The 16586-nt window shown below is 60.1% G+C and carries 11 protein-coding genes; 4 read left to right on the top strand and 7 right to left on the bottom strand.

Features of this window, described 5'->3' with window-relative positions:
• The first annotated feature begins 171 nt into the window (after positions 1-171).
• The gene (locus RHIBR816_RS0116455) at positions 172-849 is read left to right on the top strand and encodes a YoaK family protein (RefSeq protein WP_026187075.1); all 678 of its coding nucleotides are present in this window, start codon (positions 172-174) and stop codon (positions 847-849) included.
• A gap of 97 nt (positions 850-946) precedes the next feature.
• Here RHIBR816_RS0116455 and RHIBR816_RS0116450 read toward each other — a convergent pair whose 3' ends face one another.
• Positions 947-1468, bottom strand: coding sequence for a universal stress protein (locus RHIBR816_RS0116450; protein ID WP_026187074.1), 522 nt, complete (start codon positions 1466-1468; stop codon positions 947-949).
• Positions 1469-1709: 241 nt separating this feature from the next.
• Here RHIBR816_RS0116450 and RHIBR816_RS0116445 point away from each other — a divergent pair, with 241 nt between their 5' ends.
• Positions 1710-3242: a bifunctional aminoglycoside phosphotransferase/ATP-binding protein gene (locus tag RHIBR816_RS0116445; protein WP_018237666.1), complete on the top strand. Its 1533-nt coding sequence runs from the start codon at positions 1710-1712 to the stop codon at positions 3240-3242.
• On the opposite strand, the gene RHIBR816_RS0116440 is transcribed toward RHIBR816_RS0116445, so the two are convergent.
• Both RHIBR816_RS0116440 and RHIBR816_RS0116435 read right to left on the bottom strand, forming a co-directional pair.
• Entirely contained in the window at positions 3228-5939 is a 2712-nt protein-coding gene (locus RHIBR816_RS0116440) for an HAD-IC family P-type ATPase (protein WP_018237665.1), read from the bottom strand. The two genes, RHIBR816_RS0116445 and RHIBR816_RS0116440, sit on opposite strands and share 15 nt — an antisense overlap.
• A 14-nt stretch (positions 5940-5953) precedes the next feature.
• Positions 5954-6628 (bottom strand): BON domain-containing protein, encoded by a 675-nt coding sequence (locus tag RHIBR816_RS0116435; RefSeq protein WP_018237664.1) that lies wholly within the window; start codon positions 6626-6628, stop codon positions 5954-5956.
• Positions 6629-6772: 144 nt separating this feature from the next.
• Between RHIBR816_RS0116435 and RHIBR816_RS0116430 the strand changes: the two genes are divergently transcribed.
• Positions 6773-7228 carry a pyridoxamine 5'-phosphate oxidase family protein gene (locus RHIBR816_RS0116430; RefSeq protein WP_018237663.1) on the top strand — a complete coding sequence of 152 codons (456 nt, stop codon included), beginning with the start codon at positions 6773-6775 and terminating at the stop codon, positions 7226-7228.
• A 58-nt stretch (positions 7229-7286) separates the two neighbouring features.
• Here the strand turns inward: RHIBR816_RS0116430 and RHIBR816_RS0116425 are convergent, their stop codons facing one another.
• The 3 genes from RHIBR816_RS0116425 to RHIBR816_RS0116415 all read right to left on the bottom strand — a co-directional run bounded on the left by RHIBR816_RS0116425 (position 7287) and on the right by RHIBR816_RS0116415 (position 11867).
• Positions 7287-8120, bottom strand: a complete 834-nt coding sequence (locus RHIBR816_RS0116425) for a universal stress protein (RefSeq protein ID WP_018237662.1) — start codon at positions 8118-8120, stop codon at positions 7287-7289.
• Between the two features lie 147 nt (positions 8121-8267).
• On the bottom strand, positions 8268-9092 hold the full coding sequence (locus RHIBR816_RS0116420; RefSeq protein WP_018237661.1) for a universal stress protein: 825 nt from the start codon (positions 9090-9092) through the stop codon (positions 8268-8270).
• 75 nt (positions 9093-9167) lie between these two features.
• Positions 9168-11867 carry a bifunctional acetate--CoA ligase family protein/GNAT family N-acetyltransferase gene (locus RHIBR816_RS0116415; protein ID WP_018237660.1) on the bottom strand — a complete coding sequence of 900 codons (2700 nt, stop codon included), beginning with the start codon at positions 11865-11867 and terminating at the stop codon, positions 9168-9170.
• 176 nt (positions 11868-12043) lie between these two features.
• Here RHIBR816_RS0116415 and mgtA point away from each other — a divergent pair, with 176 nt between their 5' ends.
• Positions 12044-14665, top strand: coding sequence for a magnesium-translocating P-type ATPase (gene mgtA, locus RHIBR816_RS0116410; RefSeq protein ID WP_026187073.1), 2622 nt, complete (start codon positions 12044-12046; stop codon positions 14663-14665).
• Positions 14666-14696: 31 nt separating this feature from the next.
• Here the strand turns inward: mgtA and RHIBR816_RS0116405 are convergent, their stop codons facing one another.
• The gene (locus RHIBR816_RS0116405; RefSeq protein ID WP_018237658.1) at positions 14697-16583 is read right to left on the bottom strand and encodes a PAS domain-containing sensor histidine kinase; all 1887 of its coding nucleotides are present in this window, start codon (positions 16581-16583) and stop codon (positions 14697-14699) included.
• Positions 16584-16586 lie beyond the last annotated feature (3 nt).

Here is a 16586-nt window from a genome sequence, read left to right as displayed (position 1 = left end):
ATATTCGATGACGGGATCGTTACCTTGATCCCGCGCAAAAGCGCTGCACGGCCGCCAAGGTAAAAAGCTGCATGACGAAGTGGATGGCGGCGCCCTTCTTGCGCGCATGCGATCTTGCAACTCCGGGCCGCGTTTGCTTTCCTTGGCTGGGCTACAATTGGATTATCACAAATGACGGTACAGCGGCGGCGGCGCATCATTAAGCGTCAGAGGAGTTCTGTTGGTTTGGCGCTCGTCGCTGGAATCTCGTTCCTTGCAGGCATGACCGATGCCATCGGCCTCATGTCCCTCGGAGACTTCGTGTCCTTCATGAGCGGCAACACGACTCGCGCATCCGTCTCCCTCGTGCAAGGCGACGTCGCACGGGGAGTGCTTCTCATCGTGGGACTAATCGCCTTCGTGATCGGGAACGCCGCGGGAGTGATGGTCTCGATCAGGTTCAGGCCGCAAGCTGTTTTGTTGCTTGTATCCGTGCTGCTCGCATGCGCGGCGCTGCTAGGTGATCAAAGAGAGCTGCGTTTCCTTCTACTTATCTTTGCCATGGGGGCCATCAATGCCTCCGTCGAGCAGATCGAAGGGCTGCCGGTTGGGCTAACATATGTCACCGGCGCACTGTCCCGCTTCGGACGAGGATTGGGACGCTGGGCGATGGGCATCCGCAACACGCATTGGGTCATTCAAATCGTGCCGTGGCTCGGCATGATGGCAGGAGCAATTTCCGGGGCGGTTTTCGTGCAACAAATGGGCAGCCTCGCTCTATGGCTGCCGTCGGTCGCTGCCCTGGTTTTGACGGGAGTCGCGGTCCAAATACCCCGGCGCTGGCAAAGCAGGTTCATTCAGCAGCGTTAACGGCTTCCGCATGTGAGCTAGCCGGCTGGTTCCGCGGAGCAGGCATTGCTGAGAACGGGGAGGGAAGTGCGCCTTATAACCTCCTCGTGGCATTAGCTCAGCGCACTACCATGACAGAGCAATGTGCATGTTGGGCGATCTTCCGCGAAACGCTCCCAAGCAGCATGCCGCGAAATCGGCCCAGCCCACGACTGCCGACGACGATCATGTCCGCTCCGATTTCCTGGGCGACCGAAAGAATAGTCTCGGCATAATCGCCGAGCTCCACGCGCGTATCCACGTTGCTTGCACCAATGCTGCGCGCTTCGTCGGCCGCCTCCTCGGCAATGCCGTCACCGAGAACCGCAACGATCTCGCCGATGCCGCCCGGCGATGTCTCGAAGAGGTCGCCCATCGAGGCGGGCCGGTTCTCCATTCGCGGTACAGCGGTGGCCGTGACGCGACGTAGGACACGCTCCGCTTCGGCGAGGCGGCCGGCCTCTGCCGCTCTCAGCCCATGCAAGACGACATGAAGGATGGTAAGCCTTGCACCGAGCCCTTTGGCCAAGTTCGCCGCCATCGCTACTGCTTCTCGAGCTTTGTCGGATCCATCGGTTGCGGCAAGAATGTGCTTGGTCATGCCGCCCTCCTTTGTGGTCTCGCGCGATCTCATCGGAAGAAGCGCCTCCCTTTCGCAAACGATCCACGGTCTGAATGAATTTAGCTTCAATCATACAGAAATCGCTTGGTCGAGCGTTGATCCGTATCAATGAGAAGCAATCTGGCGCGGCTCATCATTTTCATGGCGTCCCAGCCTCGAAGCCGCGGCGGGGCATCCTGAATGTGAGCGCGGAAAGACGCGCTGAGCGAGGCGTATAAACATGCTTGCACAAGATCAGTCGGCGGCAATCGCGTTCTTGAATGAACCTCGTTCTCACGGCGTCAATGAGATCAAAACCATCGAGACGCATATCTCCCGCATCTTCCTTGTGGGGAATCGCGCCTTGAAATTGAAGCGTGCAGTGAAGCTTCCCTATGTCGATTTCTCGACGCCCGAACTGAGGCTCGCGGCCTGCGAGAAGGAGGTCGAGCTGAACGGCGCCACTGCGCCTGGCTTGTATCTCGGCGTGCGCCGCATCATGCGTAGTCGCGACGGTCGCCTTGCCTATGATGAGGGCGAAGAGCTCCTCGATGCGGTCATCGAAATGGTCCGTTTCGACCAGGAGGCGCTGTTCGATCGCAGGGCGGTGGACGGTAGGCTGAATGCCGGGCTGATGACCCGGACGGCTCGCATGATCGCCCGCTTTCATCGCGAGGCCCCGATTGTCCACCAGGGATCCGGCTCCGCCAACATCGCCGCCGTGCTCCGTGTCAACGCGGCCGGCTTTGCCACAAGCCGGCTCTTCGACCCAGCCACGCTTGCCGAATTCGAACATGCGTTCGAGCGCAACCTCGCGGCTTATGCACCGCTGCTCGATGCGCGTGAGGCAGCCGGCAAGCTCAGGCGATGCCACGGTGATCTGCATCTGCGCAACATATGCCTGCTCGACGGAGAGCCACGGCTGTTCGACTGCATCGAGTTCAGCGATCAGATCGCTACCGTCGATACGCTGTACGACCTTGCTTTTCTGCTCATGGATCTTTGGCACCGCGGTTTTCCGCAACTCGCCAATCTCACCATGAACCGGTATCTCGACGAATCGGGCGACGAGGATGGCTTCGTGCTGCTGCCTTACTTTATGGCGATCCGCGCTGCGGTGAGGGCGCATGTGACAGCCACCCAGATCGAAGAGAGTGGCGGGCGATCGGACGCGCTCGTCGCCGAGGCCCGATCCTATTTCGACCTGGCGCTTCTCCTGCTTGAACCGAAGCCGCCTCGGTTGATCGTCATCGGCGGGTTGAGTGGTTCCGGCAAAACGACCGTAGCAGAGATGTTGGCTGCGCAGTGCGGTTCGCCTCCGGGCGCGCGGATCATTGAGAGCGATCGCGTCCGCAAGGCGATGTTCGACGTGGTCGCCGAAACGCGACTCCCCGCGGACGCCTATCGTTCGGAGATTTCGGAGAAGGTTTACGGCGAGATGACGTCCCGGACATCCGCGATCCTGCGTGCGGGAGGATCCGTGGTCGCGGAAGCCGTCTTTGACAAGCTCCCCAATCGTCGGCGCATCGAGGCGGCTGCGCGTGACGCTCACGTTCCATGCACGGCCATCTGGCTGGACGCGAGCCCATCCGTCCTTCGAAGCCGCGTGGCGGAAAGGACCGTAGGGCCCTCCGATGCCGACCTGAATGTCCTTTCCCGGCAACTGGCTTACGACCTCGGCGGCATCGATTGGCACAGAATGGATGCCAATCAGCCAGCAAACAAAATCGTCGCAGAAATCCTGAAGCTTGCCGGTGACTCACGACCGTGTTGAACGGACAAGGCGCGCATGTCGACGGGCGCTCGCACGAACCCGCCATTTGTCGAATTCCATCATGAACAGGACGGAGGACGCCGCAATCAGCAGGATTGCCCATTCGTACAATGATATCGGTGCGACTTGCAGGATGTCACTGAGGATGGGCGTGTACATGGCGGCGATATGGAGCGCCTGGGCGGCTAGAATGCTGAAGAGCAGCAGCGGGTTGCCGAAGACGCCGAGCGCGAAGGCGGACTTGCGTTCGGAACGGCTTGCAAAGGTCTGGAAGTTCTCGAACAGGACGAAGAGCAGCAGCAGCAGATTGCGTGCCTCGCTTTCGCCGTAGCCCTGTTGCAGCGCGAGGTAAAACATTGCGAACCCTCCGCCGCCCATGACAACGGCAGATTGCAAGATCCGCCGGATCATCACTCCATCGAAGATCGGCTCGCTCGGCTTGCGAGGTGCCTGCGCAAGTTCATCGCCCTCCGGCCGCTCGCCCGCGAGCGCCACATCCTGGATGCCGTTGGTCACGAGGTTGAGCCAGAGCAACTGCACCGGCAGCAGCGGCATCGGCATACCGAGGGGAATCGCCAACAAAAACAGCAGCAGCTCTGCGGCACCCGTCGACATCAGCATGAAGATGACCTTGCGAATGTTGGCGTAGGCGACGCGGCCCTCTCGGATGCCGCTCACGATCGATGCGAAATTGTCGTCGGTAATGACGATGTCGGCACTCTCCTTGGCGACCTCGGTGCCCTTGTGACCCATGGCCACGCCGATATGTGCATGCTTCAAGGCAGGCGCATCGTTGACGCCGTCGCCCGTCACGGCGACGAAGTGGCCGTTGCGAGACAGCGAGAGGGCGATCGCCAGCTTTTGCGCGGGGGCGACGCGCGCATAGATGCGGCCGCGACGGGTCAGGTCGTCGAGGCTCTCCGGTCCATTTTCCTCAGCCCTGCGCACGTCTTCGCCGGTGACGACCTGATCTTGAGTGAAGATCAGCCCGGCATCGGTGGCGATTGCCGCTGCGGTCTTAGGATCGTCGCCAGTGACCATCGCCACGTCCACGCCTGCTGAGTGGCAATCGCGAATTGCCTGCGGCACCTCCGGCCGCACCGGATCCTGCATTCCGGCAAGGCCTAGGAAAACCAGATCGACGAGGAGGTGCCGACCGTAGCCTCCATCCGACTCGATCGCCGTTTCGCCCTCCGCAAAGGCAAGGACTCGCAGCCCACGCGAGGCCATCTCTTCCTTTTGCCGCAGCAGGGCTTCCCGATCGATCGGCTCGGCACGACCGGCCATGTCCATCCGGTCGGCCATGTCGATCAGGGTCTCCGCGGCTCCTTTGACAAAGATGCGAACGCTGTCGCCGTGCCGGTGGAATGAGGCAGCGTATTTGAGGTCCGGCTCATAGGAAATCCGGGCGACAAGAGGATAGTCATTCTCGATATCCTTCCGCGGGAGGCCCGCCTTGTAGGCGGCTGCGAGTAATGCAACGTCGACCGTATCGCCCACGGAGGTCCAGCCGTTCGCTTCCCTGACCAGCGATCCTTCGTTGGGCAGCGACGCGGCCTTGAACAAGGCAAGGGCACGTTCCCGTGCCTCCGGGGGAGGGGTTCCATCGCCGTGGATCGTCCAGGCGTCCAGATCGGCGGCCGTATCGCAGACCATATCGGTGCCGTCCGGCAAGCGGATATCCGTCACGGTTAGTTCATTGAGCGTCAATGTGCCGGTCTTATCGGTGGCAACTATCGTGCAGGAGCCGAGAGCTTCCACGGCGGCCATTCGGCGCACAATAACGTGTGTTTTGGCCATACGGCGCATGCTGATTGCCAGCGCGACCGAGATCGCTATCGGCAGGCCTTCAGGGATTGCGCTTACCGCCAGTCCTACGGACATCATGAACAGCTCGTTGAGCGTCATCGCGCGGGCAATTCCAACAAGGACGAGAAGAGCGACGGCAGCCGCGACAATCCACGCGATGAGCCGAGAGAAGCGCTCCAACCTGATCATCAATGGGGGCTTGGTGACGGACGCCTTGCCAATCTCTGCGGCAATCTTTCCCATCTCTGTGGCCGCAGCCGTGGCGACGACAACGCCACGTCCGCGACCGCGCGTAACCAGAGTGCCCGCAAAGGCCATGGGGCGCCCGCCCTCTCCAGGAGCAGCCTCGGCGACCGGGCCGGGTTTGTGCACCGGTGCTGATTCACCGGTGAGCAGGGACTCGTCACAAACAAGATCGGTCGCCGACAGGAGCCGGATGTCGGCCGGTACGCGTCCGCCCGCCTCAATAGCCACCATGTCGCCCGGCACCAGGAGCCGAGCGTCGATTTCCCGCAACCGTCCATTGCGGATGACGTTCGCATTCGGCTGCTCCAGCCGGCGCAATGCCAATGCGGCTTTGCTAGCGGTGTGCTCCTGCAGAGACCCGATGATGCCGTTTGCGATGAGCACAATGCCGATGAAAAGCGCATCTTTTAAATCGCTAACAATGACAGACACAAGTGCCGCGGCCAGCAGGATATAGATCAGCGGGCTGCGGAACTGGCGCAGGAAAGTAATCGCCAGCGAAGAGGCTTGTGGTTCGGGAAGGCTGTTCTCGCCAAATTGCGCAAGGCGCAGGCGAGCCTCTTCTTCGGTAAGTCCGACACCCTCGTTACCGACCAGAGCTCCCGTACGCGAAGCGAGATCGGGTAGGGTCGCGCAGGTCATCCGAAGCACTCCATTCAGGAATTGTGCCGACCTTGCGGTTCGCCGATGGTCAAACGGTCCTCAACGGCCGTGACGCCTCGAGCCGACCAAGCCGCTCGCTCGGCCACGGCTCTTTCGCGGCGGCTTTGAACCCTCCCACGCAAGGTGACATGACTGCCGGACACTTCTACGTCGATGTTTTCGGCCTCTATCTCGGCATTGCGCTTGAGCGCCTCTCTGATGCCATGTCTGATGTCGAGCACGTCCATCACGGGACGAATCCTGAGGCGGTTGTCGATGCCCGTTATACCCGTCAAGCGACGGACCAAGCTCTCGGCTGCATTGCGCTGGAAATAGAACTCGACCGTCCCCTCGAGGGTCACATAACCGTTTTCGACCTTGACTTGGATGTCCTTGAGATCGGCGTTTGCGGCTCCCCACGCAAGAATTTTTACCACGCGGCTGGCGATCTCGTCATCGGCAGCCTTCTTGTTCTCTGGCAAACGCACGACGATTTCCTCGGCAATCGCGCGCACTCCCTTCACCCTTTGGGCAACGCGTTCCGCAGTGTGTTTTTCCGCAAAGCTGTGAACATGGCCCGTCAAAGTGACAACGCCGTCTTCGACCGTCACTCCAATGTTCGCGGCGTCTATGCTGGGTTCATATTCGAGCTCATCCAGGATGTCCTGGCGCAGGCGAATGTCGCTCATTGTCGTCTCCTTCCTCTAAACCGATTACCAAGCGGTGGCCGAGTATTGGCCATTCCCGACCAGCGGTCTTTGAGGGACGTCAAGGCACGAGCGTCCAATGGAGATTTTAATCTCACCATAGGTCACGTCTTTGGGAGGGAGATCATGTTCATCAAGGAATTGTCCCGCCACGAATGCAACAGCGTGGTCCAGGCCGCTCACGTGGCTCGACTTGCCTGCTGTAATGAAGGCAGGCCTTATATCGTGCCCATCACTTATGCTTTCGCTGGCAAATGCCTTTACTGCTTCTCCATGCCTGGCCAGAAGATCGACTGGATGCGCACCAACCCGCATGTTTGCCTCCAGGTCGATGAGTTTTCAGGCGAGCGGAAGTGGAAAAGCGTCCTTGTGTTCGGCCGCTACCAGGAACTTCCTCCGGAGGGGCGATGGCAAAGAGAATGCATGCATGCCTGGTCGCTTCTCGAGTCGCGGCCAAATTGGTGGGAGCCGGGCGGGCTGAAGCCGGGCAAGCCGGAGATAGCAGCCGCTTCGCCGCATGTCTTCTTCTGCGTCGATATCGAAGAGATGACCGGCCGCGCCGCATTCGAAGGCGAAGCATGACGGAATATAGCAAGGCGCCGTGTTCTGCGGCGCCTTGTTCGGTGGGGCAGAGATTTATTCAATGCACCATCAGCACCGGTATAATGGGTTCCTCGATCATCCCCCTGGTAACTCCGCCGAATATTCTTTCGCGAAGACGTGTATGCCCGTACGCGCCCATGACGATCAGATCGGCAGAGGTATCGATGGCATGCTGGCTGAGAACTTCTTCCACCAGGCGTCCGGCACTCGGAAGCCGATCGACCGTCACCTTGATGCCGTGGCGAGTGAGGTAGGCGGCGATGTCTGCGCCCGGTTCTTCGCCATTTCTCGCCGAAGCGGCGGTCGGATCGACCAGCACGACATTCACTTCCTCGGCGCTTTCCATCATGTCCAAGGCTTCCCGTGCCGCTCGGGCGGATTCCACGGTCGAGTTCCATGCGAGAAGAATCTTTTTCGGACGCAAGGTGACGGATTGGCGATTGGCTGCGAGCAGAACTGGTCGCGCTGAATAGAAGAGCGCCCCGTCAATCGCCCGCGCTCGCAATGGCGCATCCGGCTTCAGGCTCGTGCCGATTAATGTGACGTCGGCATAGCGTGCGCGCTTGCCGACATCGTCGTCGGCCCATGCTGTCTCGCAGTAGATGCCATTTGCATCGAATGAGATCCCGAGGCCCTTCAGAGTGGCGCGAGCTCTCTCCACTGCCTCATCCAAGTGCTTTATATCGCTTGCCCGTTCCTCGAGCCACGCGGCCGACAAGACTGCAAAGTCTCCGATCGGAGGTGGAGCGGCGAGTTTGACCAGGAGAACCGAAAGGTGCGCATCGGCGGCGGCGCAAAGATCTGCTGCCGCTGTTATGTCATTTGCGTGCTCGTCGGCACTGATCACCAAAAGAATGTTCTTGTAGGTCATTGCTTTTTCCTCCGAACCCGTTTGGCAGCTACATGAGCAATGTACTCCAGGCGACCGTTGCTACATTGATCGTAGTCAAGAAGCGCGGCCTCCGGCGCGGTACCGTCCTTGCGGTTGCGTCCACGCTTCCATGTGGCTTGGCTGATGTCAGCGAACCATCAAAACTGGCACAATGGGCGCCTCAATCATCGCCTTGGTAACGCCCCCGAAAATTCTCTCCCGAAGACGTGTATGTCCGTATGCGCCGATGACGATCAGGTCGGCGGAGGAATCAATCGCATGCTGGTTGAGAACTTCGTCGACCCGACGTCCGGCGCTGGGAAGCCTATCGACTGTGACTCTAACGCCGTGACGCGCAAGATAAGTCGCGACATCTGCGCCGGGTTCGTGGGCGTTCCAGCGAGAGGCCGCAGGGTCTATCAATACCACGTTCACGCCGTCGGCGTCTTTCATCATGTCTAGCGCTTCACGAGCAGCCCTCGTGGATTCGAAGCTGGAGTTCCACGCCAGCAAAATCCTCTTGGGGAACAAGGTCACCGATTGGCGATGAGCTGCAAGCAGGACCGGGCGCGCCGAATAGAAAAGTGCACCCTCGATGGCGCGCGCCCGCAACGAAGGATCAATGCTGGTCCCGATCAACGTGACGTCAGCATAGCGTGCCCGCTCTCCGACGAGGTCGTCCGCCCGCGCAGGCTCGGTGTATTCGCCGGCGACGTCGAACGATAAACCAAAGTCCTTGAGCGTCGTTCGTGCCGCCTCGACGGCCTTGTCGAGCTGTTCGAGCTCTGCCGCCTGTATGTCGAGCCATGCGACCGAAAGAGCCGCATAATCCCCAAATTGAGGTGGGGCCGCGACCTTCACCAGGAGGACCGACAGATGGGCGTTGGCGGCAACGCAAAGATCTGCCGCCGCTGTGAGGTCCGCTTCATACTGGCTTGCGTCGAGCACGAGAAGAACTGTCTTGTAGGTCATTGCTGCGGTCTCCCCAATCGGGTTGCTTTCTGAAAGCTAATCTACGCCATATGCGGGTAACTACTTTGATCCCGGTCAAGGAGCTTCCGCCTGGGATTGCAGTGGCAGTGTTGCGACCCTCAGGGTGGCATCGGACGGGTGCGGCGCGATCGAAAATCCAAACTCGCGGCACATTCTGAGCATCTTCGCATTGTCACTCAGAACGAGACCTTCGAGGCGATGAAGACCGTCGGCCGCAGCATAGTCCTTGAGGAGAGCGAGGAGAGCACAGCCAAGACCATGCCCCTGCAGGTCGGTTCTGACGAGCAAGCCATATTCCGCGGACTCGTGATCGGGATCTGCGTAAAGCCTGGCAATTCCTGCAAGCTCGCCGCTTTCCTTATCGAGCGCGACGAAAGCCATCTCGCGCTCGAAATCGACCTGCGTGAGCCTCACGAGCATCTGGTCGTTAAAGTGACTGCGGGATGCCAGAAAACGAAATCGGATGTCTGCCGCGGACGTCCTCGCCAGAAAATCCGGATAGAGGCTCGCGTCGGCTGGTTTGATTGGCCGCAGCTCGTAAGCGCGCCCCGCGATCGCGACCTGTCTTTCCCAGTCGCTCGGATATGGTCGGATTGCGAGGTCACGGCTGGGGCCGGGACGTGTGATTGCCTGCGGGTCTATTTCGATGCGGGTATCCAGCGCAATGATGCCCTCGGCGCTGGCAACGAGCGGATTGATATCCATAGAAAGAATGCAGGGGAAATCGACAATCATCTGCGAGAGCGCCGCAAGCGCTTTGCAGATCGCTGCTCTGTCTGCCGGCGGCTCGTTGCGGAACCCGGCGAGAAGCCTCCCGATCCGCGTCTCGGCGATCAGGTCGCCGGCGAGCACGGTGTCGAGCGGAGGCAAGGCGACGGCGGTGTCCGCGACCACTTCAACGGAGACGCCTCCCGATCCGAATAGGATGACCGGACCGAAGATCTTGTCCCGGCTCATGCCTATGATCAATTCCCACGCGTTCCTGCGCTCGATCATCGGCTGGACGGCGAAGCCGTCGACTATTGCCGCAGGGTCGTGGTCCTTGAGCCGCGCAGCGATGGTCTCGGCGGCTTCGCAAGCGGCGGCCGGGCTCATGATATCGAGGACGACGCCATCTACGTCGGATTTATGAGTGATCGACTTCGAGATCAGCTTGACGACGACTCTCGTCGCTTCCGCAAATAGCGATGCGGCAGCCGCTTCCACCTCCTGTGGCGACTTTGCAACGACCGTTCGAGGGACGGGAATACCATAGGCAGCGATGGCCGCCTTGGCCTCCGGTTCGTTCAGCATCCGGCGATCTTCGGCTGCAACCCGCCGGAAGATGGATTGCACCGAGCCGCGATCAAAAGGCGTTTCGTCGCCCTTCCTCGAGGGCACCCGCAGCAGGCCCTCCTGCGCCTTCGACCATCGAGCAAGGTAGGAAGTGGCCAAGGCGACATCGGAAGGGGTGTCGTAGCTCGCCAATCCGGCCTCCTGTAGCACTTGACGGCCCTTACGGGCGGTTTGGCCGCCCAACCAGCACGTCAAGACGGGTTTGCCTGAGATGGTGCCCGACTGCGCCAGCGAAGCGACAGCGCGCGCTGCATCGACGGGCGAGGCAAGGCCGGTCGGGCAATTCATCGCGATCAGGAGATCCACTCCTGAATCCCCAGCGACAATCTCGACCGCCGCCCTGTATCGCTCGGGCGATGCATCGCCAATGATGTCGACGGGATTTGCCCGCGACCAGTTGGGAGGCAGGACCTGGTCAAGGGCATGTACGGTCTCGAAAGAAAGATCAGCCAGCACGCAGTGAAGATCCACCAGGCGATCAACGGCGAGAACGCCGGCTCCGCCCCCGTTGGTGATGACTGATACGCGGCTTCGCTCGAGAGGAGGGAAGCGCGCGATTGTTTCGGTAGCATCGAACAGCTCGCCAAGCCCCTCGATCCTCAAGACACCCGCGCGGCGCAAAGCTGCGTCAACGACCTGATCGGCCCCTGAAAGTGCGCCGGTATGTGTGGCGGCCGCTTTGGCTGCAGCGGCATGACGCCCGGATTTGATGGCGACGACCGGCTTCACTCGCGCGGCGGCGCGCGCCGCAGACAGAAACTTCCGGGGGCTTGGGATGGTTTCGAGATACATGACGATGGCCCGCGTCTCGGGGTCACCCGCGAGCAGGTCGAGGAAATCGCCGGCGTCGGCGTCCGCCATGTCGCCAAGGGAGATGATCTTGGAAAACCCCACATTGTTGTCGGCCGCCCAGTCGATCAGCGACGTCGCGATCGCGCCCGATTGCGAAAGCAGGGCGATTCCACCTGGTCGTGCCTGCAGGTGAGCGAAGCTTGCATTTAGTTTCTTTTTCGGGACGATGAGACCCACCGTGTTTGGGCCGATGATGCGAAGGAGAAATGGTTTCGCGGCATCGAGCATCGCCTGTTTGAGCTCTTGGTCAGCATTGAGGCCTGCCGTGATGACGACCGCTGCGCGGGTTTCCTTAACGCCCAGGTCATGGATGAGCGCCGGAACGGTTTTTGGTGGTGTGACAATGATCGCGAGCTCGGGAATGCCGGGAATGTCCGCCACTTGCCGATAACAGTGGAGGCTCGCCACCTCCTCATATTTCGGATTTACCGGCCAGATTTCGCCCTCGAAGCCCGCCGCCAGTACGTTTTCGAGGACGACGCGCCCAAGCGATCCGGCGCGACTTGATGCGCCGATGATTGCGAGGGAGTTCGGATCGATGGCGTGATGAAGGTTGCGAATGGTCATGACCTCGATCTCCACCTTTCTGGCGTGAAGATATCGCAGCGCTTTGACGGTGTGTTGATCGCGCTCAAATCACCGTGTTCGTTCTTGGAAAATTGACCTTCCTCAATGCACTGGCCGCCGCCGAGGTGCCACTGTCGTCGCGGTTGCCACCGTCCGCACCCCGAGAGGAGGCTCGCATGAGCTCATCACCGTCCGACCTTGGTGGAGAAGCTCCATTTTGGGCATTCCCGGCCACTGACCTGATGAGCAAGTACGGCACGCGCGCGACAGGGTTGAGCAGCGTGGAGGCACGCCAGCGTTTGGCGCGCTGCGGCCGCAACTCGGTGGCGCGAGGAGAAAGGTTTCTTGCCCTTTCCGTTCTGATCCGGCAGTTCCGCAGCCCTCTCGTGCTCATCCTCGTGGTCGCAGCCGCAGTGTCCACGTTGGTGGGCGAGCAAAACGACGCTGCCATCATCATCCTGATAGTGTTGGTGAGCTCGATATTGAGCTTCATGCAGGAATACCGCGCTTCGCGAGCCGTCGAGGCGCTGCGCAAGCGCATTGCTAAAAGGGCAGTGGTACTTAGGGACGGAACAACAAAGACGATTTCGGCGGTGGATGTCGTACCCGGCGATATCGTTCAGCTTTCCGCAGGCAACTTGATCCCGGCGGACGGCCTCATACTGGAAGCGCGCGATTTCAACGTGGGCGAAGCCGCGCTCACAGGCGAGGCTTTCCCCGTCCCGAAATTTCCGGGAATGACAGAGCCCAATGCGCCCTTGTCGCGAAGATCGAATTCGGTCTTCGCGGGAACCTCGGTTCGTAGCGGTACCGCAAGCGTTATTGCGATCCGGACCGGCGAGACCACAGAATTTGCGGCCATTGCCGCCGCGATTGAACGCCGGAGCCCCGAGACCGAATTCGCGCGCGGGATTCGTCGGTTCGGCTATCTGATGACCCAGATCATGCTGGTGATCGTCATCGTCGTGTTTTCTGCCAACCTGCTTCTCGATCGCCCACTGGTCGACTCCCTGTTGTTCTCCATCGCGTTGGCCGTAGGCCTGAGCCCCGAGCTTCTCCCGGCGATCATCAGCATCACGCTTTCGCGTGGTGCCCGCACGATGGCAAGAAACGGCGTCCTCGTCCGTCGTCTCGAAGCAATCGAAAACCTTGGTAGCATGGACCTGCTGTGCACCGACAAGACCGGCACACTTACCGAAGGCGTCGTTCGCCTCGACGCCTGTCTTGACGTGAATGGCAAGCCTTCGCCGAGGATTTATTTGTGGGCGCGGCTCAACGCGTCGATGCAAACGGGCCTGCAAAACCCGCTTGATGAGGCAATTGTTGCGGCCGATCGTGCACCGGACTACTCCCTCTATTCGAAGATCGACGAGATTCCGTACGATTTTGTTAGAAAGCGGCTATCCGTGGTCGTGCGAATGGAAAGCCATACAGACAGCGACCTGCTGATCTGCAAGGGAGCAGTTGAGAATGTTCTGTCGGTCTGTTCCTCGGTGTTGCACGGGGATGCGGTCACGCCGTTGACGGACATGCAGAGGCAGGCGATCGACACGAAATTTCGCGCGTGGAGCACTCAAGGCTTCAGGGTGCTTGCTCTCGCCACTCGAATGTCGACCCCTCTGCCGACCTACGGTAGGGAGCAGGAAGAGGACCTTTGTTTCGTCGGCTTCCTGCTTTTCCTCGATCCACCAAAAGCGGGCATCGCCGAGACCGTTGCCGCTCTTGCAAGGCGTGGCATCAGCTTGAAGATGATCACGGGCGACAACCGCCATGTCGCCGTGCATCTCGCGAAGACTATTGGCTTGCATTCCTCGCGCGTCATGACAGGCGAGGAGTTGTCGAAAATGACGAGGGACTCGCTTTTTGCGCGCGCGCCCGATGTCGATCTTTTCGTCGAGATTGATCCAAACCAGAAGGAGCGGGTAATCGAGGCGCTGCGCCGTGCCGGTCATGTGGTCGGCTATCTCGGTGACGGCATCAACGATGCGCCCGCCCTTCACGAGGCTGACGTCGGCATCTCAGTGGACGGGGCTGTCGATGTTGCGCGGGAAGCCGCCGATATCGTGCTGCTGAAGCGCGACCTGAATGTCGTTCTTCGCGGCATCGACGACGGGCGCAAGTCGTTCGCCAACACGATGAAATACATCTCGATCACGACAAGCGCGAACTTCGGCAACATGATCAGCATGGCGCTTGCCTCGATGTTTCTGCCCTTCCTGCCCCTGCTTGCCAAGCAGATCCTTCTCAATAACCTCTTGTCCGATCTTCCGGCGCTCGCCATTGCGGGTGACAACGTGGATAGTGGCGAAACTCAATTTCCGCGACGTTGGAACATCAATTATGTGCGTCGATTCATGGTGAGCTTCGGACTTGTGAGCTCATTCTTTGACTTCGTGACCTTTGCTGGTCTTCTTTTGTTGGCGAAAGCCGGGGCGTCGACGTTCCAGACCGCATGGTTCGTGGAATCGCTGCTGACGGAACTGGGTATCCTGCTGATCGTCCGCACGCGTTCCTTCGCCTGGCGAAGCAAGCCCGGAGGACTTTTGTCGCTCCTGACCCTGGCGACCGCGGCGGCCGCCGTTGCGCTTCCCTATGCGCCCTTCGCCGGCAGGCTTGGTTTCGTGCCATTGCCCTGGCCGATCACGGTGGGATTGCTGCTGATCACTGCGGCCTATCTGGGTGTCTCCGAAATCACGAAGCATCGCCTCGTTCAGTGGGAGAGCAGGATGGATGAGAAGTCCCGTCATCCCGCTGTTCACAAGCGAAGAAGAGTTCTGAAAACGCGACGCGCGCGTTGACCGCACGCCTGACGGCCGCCGCGTCCTCGCGTCAGTCCAACAACGTCCGAAGCCGGACCGCTAACTCCTTGGCCGTATAGGGTTTTTGTAGCCAGCTTCCCGCCGCTGCAAGTTCCTTGGCGGCGGCGGTCGGTTCGGAATAGCCAGACGTGAACAGCACCTTCACATCGGGTCTCGATGCGCGAACATGTTGGGCCAATTCGCCGCCACTCATCCCGCCCGGCATTATCATGTCCGTGAAGACGAGCGAGATTTGCGGGTGTTCCGCAAGCAGTTGGAGGGCTTGCGCGCCGGCTTCCGCCTCGATGACCGAGTAGCCGGCGTCCCTGAGCCGCGAGACAACGACACGGCGCACTCTTGCATCATCTTCCACGACGAGGATAGTCTCGTGACCTCTCGGAAGAGCACCGAGACTTGTGTCGTCTTCCGCACCAAAATCCGGACGATGGTTCTGTCCCTGCGCGGCAGGCAGGAAGAGGCGAACGCTCGTCCCCTGATCCGGCTCGCTGTAGATCTGAATATGCCCGCCGGACTGTTTCACGAAGCCATAGACCATGCTGAGCCCGAGACCGGTTCCCGCACCAGTTCCCTTCGTTGTGAAGAAAGGCTCGAAGGCGTGGCGTTTGACGTCTTCGGACATTCCAACGCCCGTATCCGTGACGGCCACCAGAACATAATGTCCCATCCGGACTTCGGGGTACATCAGGGCATAGTCGCGGTCGAGAACCGTGGTCGAGATCTCAATGGTCAGATGTCCACCATTCGGCATCGCATCGCGTGCGTTCAACGCCAGATTTAGAAGTGTGTTCTGAAGCTGGGAGACATCAATCAACGCGGGGTTTGCGCTGCCATTCACCGTCGTCGACAGCTCTATGGTCTCTCCGAGCGTTCTGCCGAGAAGTTTCGAAAAATTGGAGACAAGCTCGCCAACATCGACGAGCTTCGGGTTGAGAGGCTGCCGGCGGCCGAATGCCAGCAACTGGGCAGTGAGCTTTGCACCGTCGTCGGCCGCGCCCTGGGCTTCTCGCACGAGCGACCTGAGCTTCTCATCTTTCAGGCGAGCCTCGATCATCTCCAGATTGCCGGTAATGACGGTAAGCAGGTTGTTGAAATCGTGCGCCAAGCCGCCGGTCAATTGCCCGACGGCTTCCATCTTCTGCGCCTGCCTCAGCTCTTCTTCGACACGTTGGCGGCTGGTCAGATCTCGAATAAAACCGGTGAATATCCGGCGTCCTTCGGACGTCGCTTCTCCAACCGAAAGTTCCATTGGAAAGGTGGTGCCGTCCTTGCGATGCCCCGTCACGACCCGCCCGATCCCGATGATGCGGCGCTCGCCGGTTCGCAGATAATTCTCAAGGTACTGGTCATGCGCCTCGCGATGGGGAGAAGGCATCAGGATCTTGACGTTTAGCCCAAGAACCTCGCTTTCGGCATATCCAAACAGGCGTTCCGCGGCTGCGCTGAATGAGGAAATTGCTCCTCCTTCATCAATCACCACCATTGCTTCGGGAACTGTGTCCAGGATAGAGCGAAGATGGGCCTCTCGGGCTGCGAGATCGGCCTGTGCGCGTCTCAGATTGGAAATGTCGCTGTCAGTCTGCACGATAACGTTGCGCCCGTCGGCGGCGGTCTGCACCCAGCGACTTGCGACGAAGATGCGGCTTCCGTCACTGTGTCTCTGGATCAGTTCGCCCGACCATCTACCGTGGGAGCTCAAGCGATTGCGGATTTCCCCAAGCGGTTCGGGAAAGCTGGTGGAAAGAAGGTCGTGAACGATCTTGCCCTGCGCGTCGGCGCGGGACCATCCGTAAAGCTCCTCACAGCCTTTGCTCCAATGGCTGATCGTCCCGTCGAGCCCGTGCACGATCACGTTGCTGTCCTCGAGGGCGTTGACGAACTTGGCGTCCCTTTTTTCCATCTC

The organism is Ensifer sp. BR816, from assembly GCF_000378985.1.
In the GTDB taxonomy this organism is placed as follows: Bacteria; Pseudomonadota; Alphaproteobacteria; order Rhizobiales; family Rhizobiaceae; genus Sinorhizobium.
Note: the sequence above shows the minus strand (reverse complement) of the source record. Positions and strands in the feature narration are given on the sequence as shown.

Bases quoted from the DNA above. Each gene is read 5' to 3' on its own strand.
- RHIBR816_RS0116455 (WP_026187075.1), top strand. From the start codon at position 172: ATGACGGTACAGCGGCGGCGGCGCATCATTAAGCGTCAGAGGAGTTCT.
- RHIBR816_RS0116450 (WP_026187074.1), bottom strand. From the start codon at position 1,468: ATGACCAAGCACATTCTTGCCGCAACCGATGGATCCGACAAAGCTCGA.
- RHIBR816_RS0116445 (WP_018237666.1), top strand. From the start codon at position 1,710: ATGCTTGCACAAGATCAGTCGGCGGCAATCGCGTTCTTGAATGAACCT.
- RHIBR816_RS0116440 (WP_018237665.1), bottom strand. From the start codon at position 5,939: ATGACCTGCGCGACCCTACCCGATCTCGCTTCGCGTACGGGAGCTCTG.
- RHIBR816_RS0116435 (WP_018237664.1), bottom strand. From the start codon at position 6,628: ATGAGCGACATTCGCCTGCGCCAGGACATCCTGGATGAGCTCGAATAT.
- RHIBR816_RS0116430 (WP_018237663.1), top strand. From the start codon at position 6,773: ATGTTCATCAAGGAATTGTCCCGCCACGAATGCAACAGCGTGGTCCAG.
- RHIBR816_RS0116425 (WP_018237662.1), bottom strand. From the start codon at position 8,120: ATGACCTACAAGAACATTCTTTTGGTGATCAGTGCCGACGAGCACGCA.
- RHIBR816_RS0116420 (WP_018237661.1), bottom strand. From the start codon at position 9,092: ATGACCTACAAGACAGTTCTTCTCGTGCTCGACGCAAGCCAGTATGAA.
- RHIBR816_RS0116415 (WP_018237660.1), bottom strand. From the start codon at position 11,867: ATGACCATTCGCAACCTTCATCACGCCATCGATCCGAACTCCCTCGCA.
- mgtA (WP_026187073.1), top strand. From the start codon at position 12,044: ATGAGCTCATCACCGTCCGACCTTGGTGGAGAAGCTCCATTTTGGGCA.
- RHIBR816_RS0116405 (WP_018237658.1), bottom strand. From the start codon at position 16,583: ATGGAAAAAAGGGACGCCAAGTTCGTCAACGCCCTCGAGGACAGCAAC.